Consider the following 20,377-nt stretch of genomic DNA (forward strand, 5'->3'; position numbering starts at 1 on the left):
TGTCTGCGGCGTCAAGAAATCGGGGAAACAAGGTGGGGCGCTTCTGGGTGTATCGTAGTTCAGAACTTCTATTCTACGTCTGCCCCGTATCCCGCTCTTCCCTTGTGCCAAGGCTAATTTATTTTTTTGCCATAACAATGGCTCCCTGACACGAGGCTGTAATGTCCTACCCACAAACCGTTATTGCCAAATTTGGCGGCACCAGCGTTGCAGATTACGACGCGATGAACCGCAGCGCCGACGTGGTGCTGGCTGATGAACACGTTCGCGTTGTCGTCCTTTCCGCATCGGCGGGTATCACCAATTTGCTAGTTGCGCTGGCAAACGGTCTGGAAGCTACAGAGCGTTTTGTTAAGCTCGATGCGATCCGCAAAATTCAATATGACATTGTCGAGCGTCTGGCAAATCCGCAAATCATCCGCGAAGAAGTTGAACGTCTGCTTGAAAACATCACCACGCTAGCTGAAGCGGCATCTCTTGCTACTTCTACCGCGTTAACTGACGAACTGGTTAGCCACGGTGAATTGATGTCTACGCTGCTGTTTGTGGAGATCCTGCGCGAGCGCAAAGTTGATGCCCAGTGGTTCGATATCCGCAAAATCATGCGCACCAATGACCGATTTGGCCGTGCTGAACCAGATGTCGCCACATTAGCAGAACTGGCAAATCAACAGCTTCAGCCTCGCCTGGCTCAATCTCTGGTCATCACTCAAGGTTTTATTGGTAGTGAAGCGAAAGGCCGCACCACCACGCTTGGACGTGGCGGTAGCGACTATACAGCGGCGCTGTTGGGTGAAGCACTACATGCCAGTCGCGTTGATATCTGGACTGACGTGCCGGGGATTTACACCACCGACCCACGTGTGGTGCCAGCGGCAAAACGCATCGACAAAATTGCTTTTGAAGAAGCTGCTGAAATGGCAACATTCGGCGCAAAAGTACTGCATCCGGCGACATTAATGCCAGCGGTGCGTAGCGATATTCCAGTGTTTGTCGGCTCCAGCAAAGACCCAAAAGCAGGTGGTACACTGGTTTGTAACAAAACAGAAAATCCACCGCTGTTCCGTGCTCTGGCATTACGTCGTAAACAAACCCTGGTGACGCTCAATAGCCTGAGCATGCTGCACTCCCATGGTTTCCTGGCGGAAGTGTTCAACATTCTGGCGCAGCATAATGTTTCTGTTGATTTGATTACCACGTCAGAAGTTAGCATTGCACTGACGCTCGATACCACGGGTTCAACTTCCAATAGTGATAGCCCGCTGACCACGTCGCTGCTGACCGAGCTTTCCTCACTGTGCCGCGTAGAAGTGGAAGAAAACCTCGCCCTGATTGCCATCATCGGTAACAAACTTTCCCAGGCCTGCGGCGTGGGCAAAGAGGTGTTTGGCGTTCTCGACCCCTTCAACATTCGCATGATTTGCTATGGCGCATCCAGCTACAACCTGTGCTTCCTGGTACCTGGCGACGACGCTGAAAAAGTGGTGCAGAAACTTCATCACAATCTGTTTGAATAAAACGATGTGGTAAACAAATGGCCCGGGAAACCGGGCTTTTGCTTTTAACCTACAGAAACACTGACTGGCTTGCCGATACGGCTGAGCATGTTAACTAATGCATCAATGGTAAATTTACTGGTTTTCTTGTTCACGACATCCGACACGCGAGGACGAGAAATATGCAACACCGCCGCCACTTCTGCCTGCTTGAGTTGATGCGCCTCGATCCACTGAGCTATCTCTTCCATCAGCTGCTCTTTAATGGCTTTGGCATTCGCAATTTCATTTGTTGAGTCAGCATACAGTTGTTCCGCCTCTTCGGAGGAAAAACCAAGGTCGAGAAAAATGTTCGTTCCCGCAGGCGTTATATGGCGAATATGAGTATCGATTTTTGCAGTCATTCAGGACCCCTTCGGTAGTGGCATACCGCTTTATATCGGGCGCTTGTAACTTCTTTATCGGGCCCGGTCATTTTCTGTGTTTTCTTCTTAAAACAATGTAATACGTATATGGCCTCGTCGAATTTTGCAACATACATGACGCGGAAAATACCGGTATCTTCGCGCAATCTTAGTTCGCATACCCCAGCCCCAAGCTCAGAAATTATCTTCCAGTTTTCGGGAGGTAAATCGTTTTGCACTCTGTGGAGCTGATAACCTGCATCTCTCTTTGCCGTAGCTGGAAACGTAAGAAAGTCTGAATAAGATGTTCCAATCCAAACGATCTCTTTTTCCTGAACGCCAGATTGCCTGACCATTTGACATTCCCTTGTATAAAATTTTATACCAAAGTCGAGATTAGGAAAACATAATCCTTACCTGCAGATAAGCTGCCTTTTTTAATTCAGGGAGTAAAAGAAGAAGTGTTTAACTACGAAGGAGGTTCGCAAAATATCCTGGGGCGGCTGCAAATTGCATGCAGAAAGCTGATTTTTACTGAGCCTGGGAGCAGTTTGCTTTACACTGGAGGCCACTTCTTAAGAGGCCGCAATAATGTCCACATCAAGACTGACACAACAAGACATGACCGAAGCCGAGCAGCGCGAATTGAAAACGCGGCTTGACCGCGCACGCATCGCCCATGGTCGCCCCCTGACAAACTCAGAAATCAACCACGTTAAAAAAACTTATATTGACCAACTGATAGCAGCGCGTGAACAGGAGGCCAAAAAAGTCCGCCAGATTAAAAAGCAAAAAGCGGCAAAACCAGATACATCTGCAACTTATTCCTGGTCTGCAAACAGCCATTCACGTGGGAAGCGCTAATTTAGCGCCCCTTCTTCTTGCGCCCTGGCTGAGCAAAACGTTTACGTGAAGCCAGCTCTGCCGGGGTTTTAGCAGCACTCTTTGGCCCACTAACGACAGGTTTTTTCACCGCAACCGCCTTCGGTTTAGCTTTTGCTTTGGCCGCCGGTTTCGCTTCAGAAGACGAATTCTCAATCAGCTTAAACAATTCAACTAACTCATCGTCGGTTAAATCACGCCACTCGCCCAACGGCAGACCTTTCATGCTGACATTCATGATGCGGGTACGCTCAAGCTTCGTCACGTCATAACCAAAGTGTTCGCACATACGGCGAATCTGGCGGTTGAGCCCTTGCACCAGCGTGATACGAAACACAAAGGGAGCTTCTTTCTTCACTTTGCATTTCTTGGTGACAGTTCCTAGCATCGGAACGCCTGCCCCCATACCGCGAATGAACTCATCAGTTACTGGTTTGTTTACCGTAACGACATATTCTTTTTCGTGGTCATTCCCGGCACGCAGGATTTTATTCACCAGATCGCCATGATTGGTGAGGAAAATCAGACCCTGAGAGTCTTTATCTAAGCGCCCAATCGGGAAAACGCGTTTGCTGTGGTTAACGAAATCGACAATGTTGTCTTTCTCACCATCTTCGGTGGTACTTACAATGCCCACTGGCTTATTGAGTGCGATAAGTACCAGATCGTCTTCGTCACGGGGTTCGATTAGCTGACCGTTGACCTTCACCACATCTCCGGCAAATACCTGATCGCCAATCGCGGCGCGTTTGCCGTTAATAAAAACATTTCCCTGTTCGATGTAACGGTCGGCGTCGCGGCGGGAGCAGATACCGCTCTCGCTAATGTATTTGTTCAGACGTATTGATGAGTTGGTCAGCATGGTTCCTCCGTAAAACCTGGAATATACCTTACATGAAGGGCGATGCGAACAGACTCGGGCAACAAACTCGAAGTTCATTGCCCGCAAAGGGGGTTATTTAGCAGGCATAGCCGCAATTACGGCTAACTTCTTCTGAATATCTTTATCCAGATTATTCACCCAATGATTGTACGAGCGGTGTATTTCGCCACCAGATGCCAGCAAATTCACACTGCTGATATAGTTAATCGAGTAGTTTCGTTCACTGTAGTTAATGCGAACAGTCACGCTGTGTTTACGGATATTTTGTGTCGCATTAATCACACCAGGTCCTGCCACCGACATTATCCAGTCACGCCCTTGCCCTGCATTGATGATTGCGTCTTTGACCTGCTCAGTTGTCACATGCTGAGTGATTATGGTCTGTGGTGTCCGAACGGGTTCCGTTCTTTCGAGTGCCTTACACCCTGCCAACGCCGATATACAGAGTGCCGCTATCATCAATTTTTTTATTTTCACTGTCGAATCCCTTTGGTTTTATGAAGTTAAGCGGCAGGATTATAAACGGTGTAAATATTAAGCAGAAGAAAAAACAGGCAACTTAGTAAAAGGCACCTTCATATCTGAAAGTGCCTTTTCAATTAGTACTCGTCCCTTTCGTCATCGTCAGGCTGTTCAAGTACGCTGTATGCGACCGCGCAGAACAGTGAGTTCAGACGCTTCATATCACCAAGCAAACCGAGGTGTAGTGAGCTGGTTTCAATGCTCTGCACGTTTTGCTGATGCAGGCGGTCAACGTGTGCATGTGAGAATCGGCGGTTAAGAATACGGAAGCGATGCTTATTACGGCGCAAACGGCGCGCGCTGTTCACATCGGCGGAGAAAAATACCGACAGGCTGAGCTTCAGGTTGCTGGTTAACTGTTGGAGCAGAATATCCAGTTCTTTCAGGCCATCTGGCGAGAATGCCCGACGAGTGGCCAGCGATTTATCCGCGACTTCACTCCCCATGCGCTCAAGAATATCTGCCGCCTGCTCCAGGTTTAGCGACATTTCAATAATCTCTGCCCAGCGACGGGATTCGACTTCTGCCAGTTCCTCTTTCTGCATTTGCGCCATATACAGTTTGATTGCGGTATAGAGCACATCGACATCATCGGCAAGCTTACGCAGTTCCTTCTCCTGGCGCGGCTCTCCGTGCATCACCTTGCTCCAGGTTTCCAGCATTTGCTCCAGCACATCACCCATACGCAAGGTTTCACGCGCTGCGTTGGATAGGCCTAGTGCTGGGGTATCCAGAGCCGTTACATCAAGATGTTTCGGCTTCATACGCGCATCAACTTCAGGAGTTTCACTAATCACGCTACGGCAAAAACGTGCCATTACGCCGGCAAATGGCACCATTGCCAGGCAGCGAATCAGGTTGTAGAACACGTGGAAGTAGATAACCAGTTCGGATTCCGGCTGCGGCAGCTTGTGCATCGTATCCGCCAGGATATGAACAAACGGCAGCACAATCACGCCGCCCACCAGCTTGAATAGCAAACTGCCGAGCGCTACACGGCGAGCCGCAGCATTGGCAGTGCTGTTGTTGATCATCGCCAACAAGCCAGAACCGAGGTTGGCACCAATCACCAGGCACAGCGCGACATCAAACGAAATAACCCCTGTTGAGGTCAGTGTGGCGGTCAGCAAAACGGCGGCAAGGCTGGAATAACTGATGATGGCAAACATTGCGCCAATCAGGGCATCAAGCATGATGTCGCCGGTCAACGAAGCGAAGATAACCTTCACGCCCGAGCCTTGCATCATCGGCGTGACCGCACTAACGATTAGCTCCAGTGCCAGCAAAATCAGCCCAAGGCCAATACCGACGCGCCCGAGTTGCCCGGCACGAGTCTGTTTACGGCTGAGGAAGAAAATAACGCCAAGGAAGATGAGTAACGGCGAAAGCCAGGACAAATCAAAGGTCAGTATTCGCGCCATCAACGCGGTACCCACATCAGCGCCCAGAACTATCACCAGCGCAGGGGTAAGCGCCACCAGGTCCTGTGCCACAAAAGAGGTGACCAACATTGTGGTGGCGTTGCTACTTTGCACCAGTGCGGTTACGCCAATACCTGCGCAAAAGGCGAATGGTTTTTTTTCAACACTGCGGCTAAGTACGCTACGGAGATTTGCACCGTAAACGCGCATGATGCCGGTACGCACAATGTGCGTGCCCCATACCAGTAGCGCCACCGCAGAAAGTAGATGCAGTAATGTCAGCACTCATTCTCCCAGTCAATTGACGTTAAGAAATTCCTTCTCTTTCCAGTATATAACGCCTGGCGAGATTTAAACGTTTCGGGATGTAAGAAGGGGAAAAGGAAGGAATTCATCGTCGATCGTCGGGGTCGCAGCCAGTTTGAACTCGGACAGCACACAACCCCGGAGCGTACACGTAGTACGTGACGGGGGCGAGCACTGCCCAGATTCAAAATGGCAAGTAAACCAAGTCGAAGCGGATTAGTCCGCGTCGTAACCGAGGTTAGGTGCTAACCAACGCTCCACATCCGTAACCGACATCCCTTTACGACGCGCATAATCTTGCACCTGGTCACGCTGAATCTGCGCCACGGCGTAATATTTGCTGTCAGGATGGCTGAAGTACCAGCCGGAAACTGATGCACCTGGCCACATGGCGTAGGATTCCGTGAGTTTCATCCCCACCACATTTTCGACGTCCAGCAGTTCCCAGATAGTCGCTTTTTCAGTGTGTTCCGGGCAGGCCGGGTAACCCGGTGCCGGGCGAATCCCTTGATAGTTTTCGCGGATAAGCTCTTCGTTGCTGAGGTTCTCTGTTGGCGCGTAGCCCCAGTAAACCTTGCGCACACGCTCATGCAAGTATTCCGCAAAAGCTTCAGCCAGACGGTCAGACAACGCTTTCACCATGATTTTATTATAATCATCATGTTGCGCTTCATAACCTTCCGCTAATGCGTCTTCTTCCATGCCACCCGTGACCGCAAACGCACCGATGTAATCCGCTTTGCCACTATGTTTTGGCGCAACAAAGTCGGCAAGGCAGTAGTTGGCAAAACCGACTTTCTCGGTTTGCTGACGCAAGTGATGAGCCACCGTTTGCACGCGAGTCCTGGACTCATCGCGATAGATTTCGATGTCGTCATCCACACGGTTGGCCGGGAACAGGCCGACCACGCCGCGTGGGGTCAGCAGTTTTTCGTTATGCAGTTTGTCGAGCATGTCGTTAGCATCTTTGAACAAGCGTTTGGCTTCTTCACCCACCACTTCATCTTCCAGGATGCGTGGGTATTTCCCGGCCAGCGACCAGGTCATAAAGAACGGCGTCCAGTCGATGTAGTTACGCAGCGTTTCGATGCTTGCCGTTACTTCCTGCACACCAGGGCGATGCGGAACTGGCGGCGTATAGCTTGCCCAATCAAATGCGAGATCGTTTTCACGCGCAGCAGCAAGGGTAACTGGCGGAGTACGAGGCTTTTTACGCGCGTGTTGGGTACGAACAGTGACATATTCTTTGCGTGTGCGTTCCACAAACTCGTCGTGCTGAGTCGGAGAGAGCAGTGCTGCCACGACACCTACGGTACGTGAGGCATTCTGCACATAAACGGTCGGGCCGCTGTAGTTCTGCTCGATCTTAACCGCTGTGTGCGCTTTAGAGGTGGTAGCACCGCCAATCAGCAGCGGCAACGTAAAGCCCTGGCGCTCCATCTCTTTGGCAACGTTCACCATCTCATCGAGCGACGGCGTAATCAGGCCAGACAGGCCGATAATATCAGCACCCACTTCACGTGCCGTTTTCAAAATCTTCTCGGTTGGCACCATGACGCCAAGGTCGATGATTTCGTAGTTGTTACATTGCAGCACCACACCCACGATGTTTTTGCCGATGTCATGAACGTCGCCTTTCACCGTGGCGAGCACGATTTTGCCGTTGGTCGAGCCTTTCTCTTTGCTGGCTTCAATGTAAGGTTCGAGATACGCCACCGCCTGTTTCATTACGCGAGCGGACTTCACCACCTGCGGCAGGAACATTTTCCCTTCGCCAAACAGGTCGCCAACCACGTTCATGCCATCCATCAGCGGGCCTTCAATGACCTGGATCGGGCGTTCCGACTGCTGGCGGGCTTCTTCTGTATCGAGTTCAATAAACTCAGTGATACCTTTCACCAGTGAGTATTCAAGACGCTTTTTTACGTCCCAGCTACGCCATTCGGCTTGCTGTGCGGCCGCACCATCGTCACTTTTACTACCGCGATATTTCTCGGCCAGATCCAGCAAACGTTCGGTGCTGTCGTCGCGGCGGTTTAGAATTACGTCTTCTACCGCATCGCGTAATTCCTGCGAGAGATCGTCGTAAATCGCCAGTTGCCCGGCGTTAACAATCCCCATATCCATGCCATTACGGATTGCGTAGTAGAGGAATACCGCGTGAATCGCTTCGCGCACCGGGTCGTTACCACGGAAGGAGAACGACACGTTCGATACGCCGCCTGAAATCATCGCATGAGGCAGTTCGCGCTTGATGTCGGCACACGCGCCGATAAAGTCCTGGGCGTAGTTATTGTGCTCTTCAATGCCGGTCGCAACCGCAAAGATGTTCGGGTCAAAAATAATGTCTTCCGGTGGGAAGCCGACTTCTTCGGTCAGAATTTTGTAGGCGCGGCGGCAAATTTCGATTTTGCGCTCGCGGGTATCCGCCTGGCCGACTTCATCAAACGCCATGACCACCATCGCGGCACCGTAACGGCGCACCAGTTTGGCGTGATGGATAAACGGCTCAACGCCCTCTTTCATGGAGATGGAGTTAACGATGCCTTTGCCCTGAATGCACTTCAGGCCTTTTTCGATGACGTCCCATTTCGAGGAGTCAATCATGATGGGCACACGGGCAATATCTGGCTCACCAGCAATCAGGTTGAGGAAACGCACCATCGCAGCTTCGGCGTCGAGCATCCCTTCATCCATGTTGATATCGATGATTTGCGCACCGCTTTCAACCTGCTGAAGCGCAACTTCCAGCGCTTCATTATATTTTTCTTCTTTGATCAGGCGCTTAAACTTGGCAGAGCCCGTGACGTTGGTACGCTCACCCACGTTGACAAACAGGCTATCGGCGCCAATGTTTAGCGGCTCAAGGCCCGCCAGACGGCATGCCACTGGCAGGTCGGGTATTTTACGTGGGGCAACACCTTCCACGGCTTTGCTCATTGCCGCAATGTGTGCAGGCGTGGTACCGCAGCAACCGCCGATAATGTTCAGGAAACCTGCCTGCGCCCATTCGCCAATCTGGCGCGCCATCTCAGCTGCATCGAGATCGTATTCACCGAAGGCATTTGGTAGGCCGGCATTCGGGTGCGCGGTAACGTAGCAATCAGCGATACGTGAAAGCTCAGCGACATACTGGCGCAGTTCGTCAGGCCCCAACGCACAGTTCAGGCCGAAAGTCAGCGCATCAGCATGACGCAACGAGTTATAGAAGGCCTCGGTAGTTTGGCCGGAAAGAGTACGGCCTGAAGCGTCGGTGATGGTGCCGGAAATCATGATTGGTAGATCAACGCCCAGCGCTTCAAATTCGGTTTTAACCGCAAAAATAGCGGCTTTGGCATTCAGAGTATCGAACACCGTCTCAATCATGATGAGGTCAGATCCACCTTCCACCAGCGCACGAGTAGATTCGCGGTAGGCTTCAACCAGCAGATCAAAGGTCACGTTACGGAATGCCGGATCGTTCACGTCAGGTGAAATAGACGCAGTACGGTTAGTTGGGCCTAACACACCTGCCACGTAGCGTGGTTTTTCTGGTGTGCGTGCTGTCCATTCATCGGCACAGGCCCGGGCGAGTTTAGCCGCCTCAAAGTTGATTTCTGCCGACAGGGATTCCATTTGGTAATCCGCCATCGCGATGGTCGTTGAGTTGAAGGTGTTGGTTTCGACAATGTCGGCACCCGCTTCAAAATAGGCGTAGTGAATAGCGGCAATGATTTCCGGCTTGCTCAGCACCAGCAAGTCGTTGTTCCCTTTCAGATCACAAGGCCAGTCCGCAAAGCGCTCTCCGCGGAAATCGCTCTCATCAAGACGGTAGCTCTGGATCATGGTTCCCATACCACCATCCAGTACCAAAATGCGTTGTTGCAACTGCTGATGCAGTTTTTCTAATTTATTGCTCACTCTAACTCCCACCTGTTTACCCAAGCCTGTCAGCCCACAAGGCATACTGTCATAACTTGTAATAGTCGCAAAGCAATGGAACATGAGACATGTTCACCTGACTGATCCGATGAGTGGGTTGCTGGTTGCATTATCGCCAAATAAAACGAAAATGATTTCCACGATACGAAAATTGGAGTCAGTTATGGTTGCTGCCGTTCCCGCCAAACGTGGAAAAAACCACGCGCTACCACAGTCGCTGCACCTCAGCCTACCGGGCAAGTTCAGTCACTGACTCGTGGTTTGAAACTGCTTGAATGGATTGCCGAATCGCACGGCAGTGTTGCTCTGACGGAGCTTGCACAACAGGCTGGCCTACCTAACTCCACCACGCATCGCCTGCTAACCACCATGCAGCAGCTGGGTTTTGTACGCCAGATTGGTGATTTAGGGCACTGGACGATTGGCGCACATGCATTTGTGGTTGGCAGTAGCTTCCTGCAAAGCCGTAATCTGCTGGCAATTGTTCACCCGATGCTGCGCAAGCTGATGGAAGATTCCGGTGAAACGGTGAATCTGGCGGTGCTCGACCATAGTGATCATCAGGCGATTATTATCGACCAGGTACAATGCGCGCAGTTGATGCGTATGTCAGCGCCGATTGGCGGCAAACTGCCCATGCATGCATCAGGCGCAGGGAAAGTGTTTCTCGCCAATCTGAGCGACGACCAGGTGGTCAATTTATTGCATCGCAACGGGCTGCATAGCTATACGCCGGCAACGCTCACTTCCCCGCTACACCTGAAAGAAGATTTGGCACAAACCCGTAAGCGTGGTTATTCATTTGATGATGAAGAGCATGCGCTGGGGCTGCGTTGTGTGGCGGCATGTATTTATGACGAGCACCATGAGCCCTTTGCCGCTATTTCGATTTCCGGACCGATTTCACGCGTGACGGATGACCGCGTAACCGAGCTGGGTGCGCTGGTGATTAAAGCGGCGAAGGAGATTACTCAGGCTTATGGCGGCGGGCGCTAACCCGCCTGCTTTAAATCGCCAAAACGAAGAATAAACCGCTGGCGTTTACGATAAGCAAAAACATCTTCTACGTGGCCATTGCGGATACGTTCCTGCAACGCACGCCAATAATCAGCGCGGAACAAGTCGCTGTGCATCTCATCAAATATCGAGCGAATACGCGGGTCGGCACATAAGTAATGGCGAAACTCTTCCGGGAACACATCCCCCGGCGCCACGCTGTACCAGGGCTCGGCTGAGAGTTCATCTTCGGGATAACGCGGCGGCGGTATAGCGCGGAAATTCACCTCAGTCATATAGCAAATTTCATCGTAATCGTAGAACACCACTCGCCCGTGGCGCGTCACGCCAAAGTTTTTAAACAGCATGTCTCCAGGGAAGATATTGGCGGCGGCAAGCTGGCGGATAGCGTTACCGTATTCTTCTACCGCATCACGTAATTGCAGCCCTTCCACCTGCTCAAGCCACAAATTCAGTGGCACCATTCTGCGTTCAATATAAAGATGGCTAATGGCGATGCGGTCGCCAAGGTCGGTTAATTTTTCAGGAACTTCCTGCTGTAACAGCTCGAGCAGCGGCTGGCTAACCTGGTGTTTGGACAACACAAAGTTTTCAAACTCTTGGGTATCGGCCATGCGCCCGACACGATCGTGTTCTTTGACCAGCTGATAGCATTCGCGCACGCGTTCAGCGGTCACCTCTTTTTGCGGCGCAAACTTGTCTTTAATCACTTTGAATACCCGGTCAAAACCGGGCAACGTAAACACCAACATCACCATGCCACGAATACCTGGCGCTTCAATAAATTGTTCGTCAGTGGCGGAGATGTATGTCAGATATTCGCGGTAACTTTCGGTTTTACCGTGTTTCTGGCAGCCAATTGCCATATACAGCTCGGCAGTAGTTTTACCAGGCAACAGCTCACGCAACCATTCCACCAAAGCCGCGGGCTGTGGTGCATAAACCATGAAATAGGAGCGGGCGAAACCGAAGACAATGCTCGCTTCGGCGGTGCTGGTTAAACAGGTATCAACGACCAGATGACCGTCATCGGTGCGATGAATCGGCAACAAAAAAGGCACTTTTCCGCCCGGCAAGACCAACTTACCCACAAGCCAGGCGGCTTTATTGCGATAAAACAGTTCGTTGGCGACTTCAAGGGAAGCCTGCTGCAAAGCATCAGTTCCGAAGGTTTCCGTCAGATGCGCAATGATGTAGCCCGCATCGCGCGCCAAATCTTGCCACGGCAAACGCAATGGCAAATCTCTTAGCAAAGATCGCAAAAGTGGCTGCCAGGCTACAGCAGGGTTAAAGGTTTTTGACAGCGGACGAGGGATCTCACGAAAGCGCTTTTCTTCCTGAGAACTAAAAATAAAAAGCCGCTCGGGAGATAACGAGCGGTGATCGAAGAGCCGACAATAAACAGAATTGAAAAAGCTTTCGGCGATTTCAAAACGAGGGTAATCGGGCAATAACTGGGTGTACTGCGCTTTGACCCGCAGTAAAAACTCATCATCAGTATTGTGGCTGCCAGTGATGCAACGCAGTTGCTCCACCACCAGACCAACGTGATGATCATAGAGATGGATACGGCTTTTCATCGCCCGCTGAACCGCATGCCAGTCCGCTTGCTCAAACCGCTGCTGCGCACCCGCGGTTATCTCAAGAAAGCGACCATACTGCGCGTCAAAGCCTTGCAGGATGGTATGGGCAATTAACAGTTCCAGCTGACGCGTCATGAGTTACTCCATGGTGGTTTTTTACCCTCACCCTCTCCTACAGGGTGAGGGGACTGGATTGGTTTTCTCCTTCTCCCTCTTAGGAGAGGGTCGGGATGAGGGTGGCTTTAGAATTGCTCTTCTTCCGTCGAACCCGTTAACGCAGTCACCGAAGATGCCCCGCCTTGAATAATCGTCGTCACACGGTCGAAATAACCGGTGCCCACTTCCTGCTGATGGGAAACGAAGGTGTAACCTTCAGGTGCTGCGGCAAATTCCGGCTGCTGCACTTTTTCCACGTAATGACGCATCCCTTCACCCTGTGCGTAAGCATGCGCCAGGTCGAACATGTTGAACCACATGCTGTGGATGCCTGCGAGCGTAATAAACTGGTATTTGTAGCCCATCGCGGAGAGCTCTTCCTGGAACGAGGCAATGGTTTTGTCGTCGAGGTTTTTCTTCCAGTTAAACGATGGCGAGCAGTTATAGGCCAGCAATTTGCCAGGGAAGCGTGCATGGATAGCTTCAGCAAAGCGGCGAGCCTGGTCGAGGTCTGGCTTCGAGGTTTCACACCACACCAGGTCAGCGTATGGCGCATAAGCAAGCCCACGACTGATAGCTTGTTCAATGCCTGCACGCGTGCGGTAGAACCCTTCTTGTGTACGCTCGCCAGTCACAAACTCCCGGTCGTATTCGTCACAATCGGAGGTGATAAGATCCGCCGCATCAGCATCAGTACGCGCAATCACAAGCGTTGGCACGCCCATGACATCTGCCGCCAGACGTGCAGCGACTAATTTCTGAATCGCTTCCTGAGTCGGAACCAGTACTTTGCCGCCCATATGGCCGCATTTCTTCACGGAGGCCAGTTGGTCCTCAAAGTGAACTGCTGCCGCACCGGCCTGAATCATCGACTTCATCAACTCGAATGCATTCAGTACGCCACCAAAACCGGCTTCCGCATCGGCCACGATCGGCAGGTAGTAATCGACATAACGCGGATCGCCCTTTTCAATATTTGATGCCCATTGGATCTGATCAGCGCGACGGAATGTGTTGTTGATCCGATCAACTACCGCAGGAACGGAGTTCGCCGGGTACAAAGATTGATCCGGGTACATGCTGGAAGCCAGGTTCGCATCAGCCGCCACCTGCCAGCCAGAAAGATAGATAGCTTCGATACCCGCTTTCGCCTGTTGCAATGCCTGCCCACCGGTTAACGCACCAAGGCTGTTGATGTAACCCTTTTTCGATTCACCATGCAGCAAACGCCACATTCTCGCCGCGCCATTTTGCGCCAGCGTGCATTCCGGGTTCACCGAACCGCGCAGTTTAACCACCTCTTCTGCGCTGTACGGACGCTTGATGCCTTCCCAGCGTGGCTGCGTCCACTCTTGTTGTAATTGTTGGATTTGTTGGGTGCGAGAGATTTTAGTCATGGCAGATGCTCCATATTATTATTGAGTAAGATTAAGCAAGTAAGCGGTAGCCCGGCAGCGTCAGGAAGTCGATAAGCGTATCGGAGGTGGTGATCTGCTCCATCAGGCGAGCCGCTTCATCAAAACGACCCTGGCTGAAACGTTTGTCACCCAACTCTTCCTGAATAACGAACATCTCCTCGGCCAGCATTTGGCGGAACAGCGCCTTAGTGACCGTTTCGCCGTTACTCAGCGTTTTTTCATGATGGATCCACTGCCAGATGGAGGTACGTGAGATTTCTGCTGTCGCGGCATCTTCCATCAGGCCGTAAATCGGTACGCAACCATTGCCGGAGATCCACGCTTCGATGTACTGCACAGCAACACGGATGTTGGCACGCATGCCCGCTTCAGTACGCTCGCCGGGGCACGGCTCCAGTAGCTGCGCTGCGGTAACAGGTGCATCTTCTTCACGTAAAACATGCAGCTGGTTTTTATCGTCGCCCAATGTTTTGCTAAAGACTTCCATCACCGTGTCGGCCAGACCCGGATGCGCAATCCATGTGCCGTCATGGCCGTTGGTCGCTTCCATCTGCTTATCCGCTTTGACTTTATTGAGCACCCAATCATTACGCTGGCTGTCTTTACTTGGAATAAATGCCGCCATGCCGCCCATAGCAAAAGCTCCACGGCGATGGCAGGTTTTGATAAGCAGACGGGAGTAAGCATTCAGGAAAGGCTTATCCATTGTGACGGACTGGCGATCGGGAAGAACGCGATCCGCATGGTTTTTCAGGGTTTTGATGTAGCTGAAGATGTAATCCCAACGGCCGCAGTTCAGGCCAACGATATGATCGCGCAGGGCATGCAGGATCTCATCCATCTGGAATACTGCTGGCAGTGTTTCAATCAGCAATGTCGCTTTGATGGTGCCACGCGGCAGGGAGAAATGATCTTCGGTGAAGCTGAAGACTTCGCTCCACCAGGCCGCTTCCTGCCAGGATTGGGTTTTCGGCAGGTAGAAATACGGGCCGCTTCCTTTTGCCAGCAGGGCATCTACGTTGTGGAAGAAGTAGAGTGCGAAATCAAACAGGCTGCCCGGAATGTGTTCGTCACGCCAGATGACGTGTTTTTCCGGTAAGTGCAGACCACGAACACGGCACACCAGTACCGCCGGGTCAGGCTTCAACTGGTAAATTTTTCCCGCTTCGTTTGTCCAGCTAATGGTGCCGCTGATGGCATCACGCAAGTTGATCTGACCATCGATAACTTTGCTCCAGCTCGGTGCCAGGGAGTCTTCAAAGTCGGCCATGAATACTTTGACGTTAGCGTTCAAAGCATTAATCACCATTTTGCGTTCAACCGGGCCAGTAATCTCGACACGCCTGTCCAGTAAATCTGCTGGGATCCCACGAACAGACCATTCAGATTCACGAATGGAACTTGTTTCCGAAATAAAGTCCGGAAGTTTACCGGCATCAATTTCCGCCTGCTGTACGGTGCGTGCCGCCAGCAACTTATTACGCTGTGGTGTAAAGCGGGTGACGAGTTCACTGAGAAACTCGACTGCATCAGGCGTCAGTATCTGTCGCTCTGGTTCACCAAACGGCTGGCTAAAGGCCAACTCTGCGCTAACTGTCTGTTGTGTCATTAGATCTCTCCCCTCATCTCATCCCGTCAATAACGTCAATTCTATCTGGTACGTCCAGTGTCTGGTTTTCACTCAACAGGGTTAAGACTACTTCATGATTTTCTAAAATCAAAAACAATTTCCATTTTTGAAATTAAAATCACTTATCATATTGATATTTATGAAATTAAAAATTATTCAGTGCGGGAAGTGATTTTTAGAAAACAAAAAAGGCACCCGAAGGTGCCTTGATCGTAGAGTAGACGGGATGCTGAAACGCTTAATCGAGAGTTGGGTTCATATGGCGTAGATCGAACGGTGTGATCTGGTAGACGTAGTAGTTCAGCCAGTTTGTGAACAGTAAATTCCCGTGGCTACGCCAGGTTGCATGTGGCTTTTTCTGCGGATCATTTCCAGGGAAATAGTTATAAGGCACATCAGGATTCAGACCTGCTTCTACATCGCGGAAATACTCACCTGAGAGCGTGTGCGAATCATATTCCGGATGGCCTGTCACAAACGCGATGCGCTTGTCTTTGCTACCGAAAAGATAAGCATCCCCTTCTTCTGACTCAGCCAGCACTTCAAGATCGGTGTAATCACGAATCAACGATGCAGGGAAGTCGGCATAACGTGAATGGGGAGCCAGGAAGGAGTCATCAAAACCACGAGTCAGCAGAGCATGCGGGTAAGTGAGGTTATGCTCATATACGCCAGACAGTTTCTCTTTGCGCGTTTGCTTAGGAATACCATAGAGAATATTAAGTGCCGCCTGCACGGCCCAACAGACAAACAGCGTTGAGGTGACGTGATCTTTAGCCCAGTGAATCACTTGTTCAATCTGCGGCCAGTAGGCTACATCGTTAAATTCCACCAGGCCTAATGGTGCACCCGTCACGATAAGCCCATCAAAGTTTTCATCCTGAATATCGTCGAAATTACAGTAGAAATTATTGAGGTGCTCAGTTGGTGTGTTGCGGGATTCACGCGAGTCAATGCGCAACAGCTGGACGTCAACCTGTAGAGGAGAGTTAGAAAGCAGACGTAAAAACTGGTTCTCCGTCTCAATCTTTTTTGGCATCAGATTAAGTATGAGCACCTTTAGCGGACGGATCTCCTGATTACTCGCACGCGATGTCGTCATAACAAAGACATTCTCATCACGCAGGAAATTGACAGCTGGTAACTCATCCAGTACCCGAATTGGCATAACCTTTTACCCTCACAACATACGTTTAAACGTTTAGACATCCAGATAGCTGAAGATAACCCGGTGCATGTCAAATGTCGAGTATTCATAAGATAGTTGAAAATGTTTCACTTAAGCACAGAGTTTACAGATAGGGGAATAGACTGGGTAATGGTTGGTTTCGCAGTGGATTATATGGAGGGTGTTGGCTTGCTCAGAGGCGGATATGAAAGGTGATCGCGTAAATTACAGACAGCAAAAAGCCCTGTACGTCAGTACAGGGCTTTTGCTTATTTGGAGCCTGGCAGTTCCCTACTCTCGCATGGGGAGACCCCACACTACCATCGGCGCTACGGCGTTTCACTTCTGAGTTCGGCATGGGGTCAGGTGGGACCACCGCGCTAGTGCCGCCAGGCATATTCTGTTTCATCAACCGTCATGCTTTCACATAACCATCGACTTAAAATCTCGGTTCAAGCTGAAAATCAAATGCTTAGTCTCTCAACCAAAACACCTTCGGTGTTGTAAGGTTAAGCCTCACGGATCATTAGTACTGGTTAGCTCAACGTATCGCTACGCTTACACACCCAGCCTATCAACGTCGTAGTCTTCAACGTTCCTTCAGGGGAATCAAGTTCCCAGGGAGAATTCATCTCGGGGCAAGTTTCGCGCTTAGATGCTTTCAGCGCTTATCTTTTCCGCATTTAGCTACCGGGCAATGCCATTGGCATGACAACCCGAACACCAGTGATGCGTCCACTCCGGTCCTCTCGTACTAGGAGCAGCCCCCTCAATTCTCCAGCGCCCACGGCAGATAGGGACCGAACTGTCTCACGACGTTCTAAACCCAGCTCGCGTACCACTTTAAATGGCGAACAGCCATACCCTTGGGACCTACTTCAGCCCCAGGATGTGATGAGCCGACATCGAGGTGCCAAACACCGCCGTCGATATGAACTCTTGGGCGGTATCAGCCTGTTATCCCCGGAGTACCTTTTATCCGTTGAGCGATGGCCCTTCCATTCAGAACCACCGGATCACTAAGACCTGCTTTCGCACCTGCTCGAGCCGTCACTCTCGCAGTCAAGCTAGCTTATGCCTTTGCACTAACCTCACGATGTCCGACCGTGATTAGCTAACCTTCGTGCTCCTCCGTTACGCTTTAGGAGGAGACCGCCCCAGTCAAACTACCCACCAGACACTGTCCGCAACCCGGATTACGGGTCTACGTTAGAACACCAGCCATTAAAGGGTGGTATTTCAAGGTTGGCTCCACAAGAACTGGCGTCCTCGCTTCAAAGCCTCCCACCTATCCTACACATCAAGGACCAGTGTTCAGTGTCAAGCTATAGTAAAGGTTCACGGGGTCTTTCCGTCTTGCCGCGGGTACACTGCATCTTCACAGCGATTTCAATTTCACTGAGTCTCGGGTGGAGACAGCCTGGCCATCATTACGCCATTCGTGCAGGTCGGAACTTACCCGACAAGGAATTTCGCTACCTTAGGACCGTTATAGTTACGGCCGCCGTTTACCGGGGCTTCGATCAAGAGCTTCAGCTTGCGCTTAACCCCATCAATTAACCTTCCGGCACCGGGCAGGCGTCACACCGTATACGTCCACTTTCGTGTTTGCACAGTGCTGTGTTTTTAATAAACAGTTGCAGCCAGCTGGTATCTTCGACTGCCTTCAGCTCCATCCGCGAGGGACTTCACCTACCGACAGCGTGCCTTCTCCCGAAGTTACGGCACCATTTTGCCTAGTTCCTTCACCCGAGTTCTCTCAAGCGCCTTGGTATTCTCTACCTGACCACCTGTGTCGGTTTGGGGTACGATTTGATGTGACCTGATGCTTAGAGGCTTTTCCTGGAAGTGCGGCATTTGTTACTTCAGTACCGTAGTACCTCGTCATCACACCTCAGCGTTAGATAAGAGTCCGGATTTACCTAAACTCTCCGCCTACATGCTTAAACCGGGACAACCGTCGCCCGGCTAACATAGCCCTCTCCGTCCCCCCTTCGCAGTCACACCGAGTACAGGAATATTAACCTGTTTCCCATCGACTACGCCTTTCGGCCTCGCCTTAGGGGTCGACTCACCCTGCCCCGATTAACGTTGGACAGGAACCCTTGGTCTTCCGGCGAGCGGGTTTTTCACCCGCTTTATCGTTACTTATGTCAGCATTCGCACTTCTGATACCTCCACCTACCCTCACAGGTAAGCTTCGACGGCTTACAGAACGCTCCCCTACCCAACAACGCATAAGCGTCGCTGCCGCAGCTTCGGTGCATGGTTTAGCCCCGTTACATCTTCCGCGCAGGCCGACTCGACCAGTGAGCTATTACGCTTTCTTTAAATGATGGCTGCTTCTAAGCCAACATCCTGGCTGTCTGTGCCTTCCCACATCGTTTCCCACTTAACCATGACTTTGGGACCTTAGCTGGCGGTCTGGGTTGTTTCCCTCTTCACGACGGACGTTAGCACCCGCCGTGTGTCTCCCGTGATAACATTCTTCGGTATTCGTAGTTTGCATCGGGTTGGTAAGCCGGGATGGCCCCCTAGCCGAAACAGTGCTCTACCCCCGAAGATGAGTTCACGAGGCGCTACCTAAATAGCTTTCGGGGAGAACCAGCTATCTCCCGGTTTGATTGGCCTTTCACCCCCAGCCACAAGTCATCCGCTAATTTTTCAACATTAGTCGGTTCGGTCCTCCAGTTAGTGTTACCCAACCTTCAACCTGCCCATGGCTAGATCACCGGGTTTCGGGTCTATACCCTGCAACTTAACGCCCAGTTAAGACTCGGTTTCCCTGCGGCTCCCCTATACGGTTAACCTTGCTACAGAATATAAGTCGCTGACCCATTATACAAAAGGTACGCAGTCACCCCATAAAAGAGGCTCCCACTGCTTGTACGTACACGGTTTCAGGTTCTGTTTCACTCCCCTCGCCGGGGTTCTTTTCGCCTTTCCCTCACGGTACTTGTTCGCTATCGGTCAGTCAGGAGTATTTAGCCTTGGAGGATGGTCCCCCCATATTCAGACAGGATACCACGTGTCCCGCCCTACTCTTCGAGTTCACAGCAAGTGCATTTTTGTGTACGGGAGTATCACCCTGTACCCTGCGACTTTCCAGACGCTTCCACTAATGCACAAACTGATTCAGACTCTGGGCTGTTCCCCGTTCGCTCGCCGCTACTGGGGGAATCTCGGTTGATTTCTTTTCCTCGAGGTACTTAGATGTTTCAGTTCCCTCGGTTCGCTTCGTTAAGCTATGTATTCACTTAACGATAGTGCAACGAATTGCACTGGGTTTCCCCATTCGGAAATCGTCGGTTATAACGGTTCATATCACCTTACCGACGCTTATCGCAGATTAGCACGTCCTTCATCGCCTCTGACTGCCAGGGCATCCACCGTGTACGCTTAGTCGCTTAACCTCACAACCCGAAGATGTCTCGTAAGACACACTCGTATGTTGTGAAAATTTGAGAGACTCGAACATATCGTATTCCCATTCCTTATTACGGAGGAATGAGACGACATGTCGTTTCAATTTTCAGCTTGTTCCGGATTTTTAAAGAGCAATATCTCAAA

General features: G+C 51.2%; 12 protein-coding genes, 2 rRNA genes and 1 pseudogene. 3 read left to right on the top strand and 12 right to left on the bottom strand.

Annotation, left to right across the window (positions count from 1 at the left end; genetic code table 11):
- The first annotated feature begins 161 nt into the window (after window positions 1–161).
- A complete protein-coding gene (lysC, locus tag AC0IXI_RS22135; protein WP_134186059.1) occupies window positions 162–1,517 on the top strand; it encodes a lysine-sensitive aspartokinase 3 in 1,356 nt (451 codons plus the stop codon).
- A gap of 44 nt (window positions 1,518–1,561) precedes the next feature.
- Here the strand turns inward: lysC and AC0IXI_RS22140 are convergent, their stop codons facing one another.
- Both AC0IXI_RS22140 and AC0IXI_RS22145 read right to left on the bottom strand, forming a co-directional pair.
- Entirely contained in the window at window positions 1,562–1,900 is a 339-nt protein-coding gene (locus tag AC0IXI_RS22140) for a helix-turn-helix domain-containing protein (RefSeq protein ID WP_471683122.1), read from the bottom strand.
- Window positions 1,897–2,256: a type II toxin-antitoxin system RelE/ParE family toxin gene (locus AC0IXI_RS22145; RefSeq protein ID WP_232865333.1), complete on the bottom strand. Its 360-nt coding sequence runs from the start codon at window positions 2,254–2,256 to the stop codon at window positions 1,897–1,899. Before AC0IXI_RS22145 ends, AC0IXI_RS22140 begins: the two co-directional genes overlap by 4 nt.
- Before the next feature lie 235 nt (window positions 2,257–2,491).
- On the opposite strand from AC0IXI_RS22145, the gene AC0IXI_RS22150 reads away from it, so the two are divergent.
- The gene (locus AC0IXI_RS22150) at window positions 2,492–2,764 is read left to right on the top strand and encodes a YjbD family protein (RefSeq protein ID WP_064515331.1); all 273 of its coding nucleotides are present in this window, start codon (window positions 2,492–2,494) and stop codon (window positions 2,762–2,764) included.
- Window position 2,765: 1 nt separating this feature from the next.
- Here the strand turns inward: AC0IXI_RS22150 and rluF are convergent, their stop codons facing one another.
- The 4 genes from rluF to metH form a co-directional block, all read right to left on the bottom strand.
- On the bottom strand, window positions 2,766–3,644 hold the full coding sequence (rluF, locus tag AC0IXI_RS22155; protein WP_064515328.1) for a 23S rRNA pseudouridine(2604) synthase RluF: 879 nt from the start codon (window positions 3,642–3,644) through the stop codon (window positions 2,766–2,768).
- A 93-nt stretch (window positions 3,645–3,737) separates the two neighbouring features.
- A complete protein-coding gene (locus AC0IXI_RS22160; RefSeq protein WP_134186416.1) occupies window positions 3,738–4,124 on the bottom strand; it encodes a hypothetical protein in 387 nt (128 codons plus the stop codon).
- 140 nt (window positions 4,125–4,264) lie between these two features.
- Window positions 4,265–5,893, bottom strand: coding sequence for a Na/Pi cotransporter family protein (locus tag AC0IXI_RS22165; RefSeq protein WP_064515325.1), 1,629 nt, complete (start codon window positions 5,891–5,893; stop codon window positions 4,265–4,267).
- A gap of 237 nt (window positions 5,894–6,130) precedes the next feature.
- Window positions 6,131–9,814 carry a methionine synthase gene (gene metH / locus AC0IXI_RS22170; protein ID WP_471683123.1) on the bottom strand — a complete coding sequence of 1,228 codons (3,684 nt, stop codon included), beginning with the start codon at window positions 9,812–9,814 and terminating at the stop codon, window positions 6,131–6,133.
- A gap of 184 nt (window positions 9,815–9,998) precedes the next feature.
- Here metH and iclR point away from each other — a divergent pair.
- A pseudogene (gene iclR, locus AC0IXI_RS22175) lies at window positions 9,999–10,831 on the top strand (glyoxylate bypass operon transcriptional repressor IclR).
- Here iclR and aceK read toward each other — a convergent pair.
- The 6 genes from aceK to AC0IXI_RS22205 all read right to left on the bottom strand — a co-directional run bounded on the left by aceK (window position 10,828) and on the right by AC0IXI_RS22205 (window position 20,220).
- Window positions 10,828–12,570: a bifunctional isocitrate dehydrogenase kinase/phosphatase gene (aceK, locus tag AC0IXI_RS22180; protein WP_471683124.1), complete on the bottom strand. Its 1,743-nt coding sequence runs from the start codon at window positions 12,568–12,570 to the stop codon at window positions 10,828–10,830. The pseudogene iclR and the gene aceK overlap by 4 nt on opposite strands.
- 107 nt (window positions 12,571–12,677) lie before the next feature.
- The gene (gene aceA, locus AC0IXI_RS22185) at window positions 12,678–13,988 is read right to left on the bottom strand and encodes an isocitrate lyase (RefSeq protein WP_422569363.1); all 1,311 of its coding nucleotides are present in this window, start codon (window positions 13,986–13,988) and stop codon (window positions 12,678–12,680) included.
- Window positions 13,989–14,019: 31 nt separating this feature from the next.
- Window positions 14,020–15,618: a malate synthase A gene (aceB, locus tag AC0IXI_RS22190; RefSeq protein WP_471683125.1), complete on the bottom strand. Its 1,599-nt coding sequence runs from the start codon at window positions 15,616–15,618 to the stop codon at window positions 14,020–14,022.
- A 259-nt stretch (window positions 15,619–15,877) separates the two neighbouring features.
- Entirely contained in the window at window positions 15,878–16,807 is a 930-nt protein-coding gene (gene metA / locus AC0IXI_RS22195) for a homoserine O-acetyltransferase MetA (RefSeq protein WP_064515315.1), read from the bottom strand.
- A gap of 278 nt (window positions 16,808–17,085) precedes the next feature.
- Window positions 17,086–17,201 (bottom strand): 5S ribosomal RNA (gene rrf / locus AC0IXI_RS22200).
- A gap of 111 nt (window positions 17,202–17,312) precedes the next feature.
- Window positions 17,313–20,220: ribosomal RNA gene (locus tag AC0IXI_RS22205) — 23S ribosomal RNA — on the bottom strand.
- Window positions 20,221–20,377 lie beyond the last annotated feature (157 nt).

The organism is Buttiauxella sp. AC038, assembly GCF_979253565.1.

Excerpts from the sequence above, each read along its gene's own strand:
- lysC (WP_134186059.1), top strand. The coding sequence starts at position 162 with ATGTCCTACCCACAAACCGTTATTGCCAAATTTGGCGGCACCAGCGTT.
- AC0IXI_RS22140 (WP_471683122.1), bottom strand. The coding sequence starts at position 1,900 with ATGACTGCAAAAATCGATACTCATATTCGCCATATAACGCCTGCGGGA.
- AC0IXI_RS22145 (WP_232865333.1), bottom strand. The coding sequence starts at position 2,256 with ATGGTCAGGCAATCTGGCGTTCAGGAAAAAGAGATCGTTTGGATTGGA.
- AC0IXI_RS22150 (WP_064515331.1), top strand. The coding sequence starts at position 2,492 with ATGTCCACATCAAGACTGACACAACAAGACATGACCGAAGCCGAGCAG.
- rluF (WP_064515328.1), bottom strand. The coding sequence starts at position 3,644 with ATGCTGACCAACTCATCAATACGTCTGAACAAATACATTAGCGAGAGC.
- AC0IXI_RS22160 (WP_134186416.1), bottom strand. The coding sequence starts at position 4,124 with ATGATAGCGGCACTCTGTATATCGGCGTTGGCAGGGTGTAAGGCACTC.
- aceK (WP_471683124.1), bottom strand. The coding sequence starts at position 12,570 with ATGACGCGTCAGCTGGAACTGTTAATTGCCCATACCATCCTGCAAGGC.
- aceA (WP_422569363.1), bottom strand. The coding sequence starts at position 13,988 with ATGACTAAAATCTCTCGCACCCAACAAATCCAACAATTACAACAAGAG.
- aceB (WP_471683125.1), bottom strand. The coding sequence starts at position 15,618 with ATGACACAACAGACAGTTAGCGCAGAGTTGGCCTTTAGCCAGCCGTTT.
- metA (WP_064515315.1), bottom strand. The coding sequence starts at position 16,807 with ATGCCAATTCGGGTACTGGATGAGTTACCAGCTGTCAATTTCCTGCGT.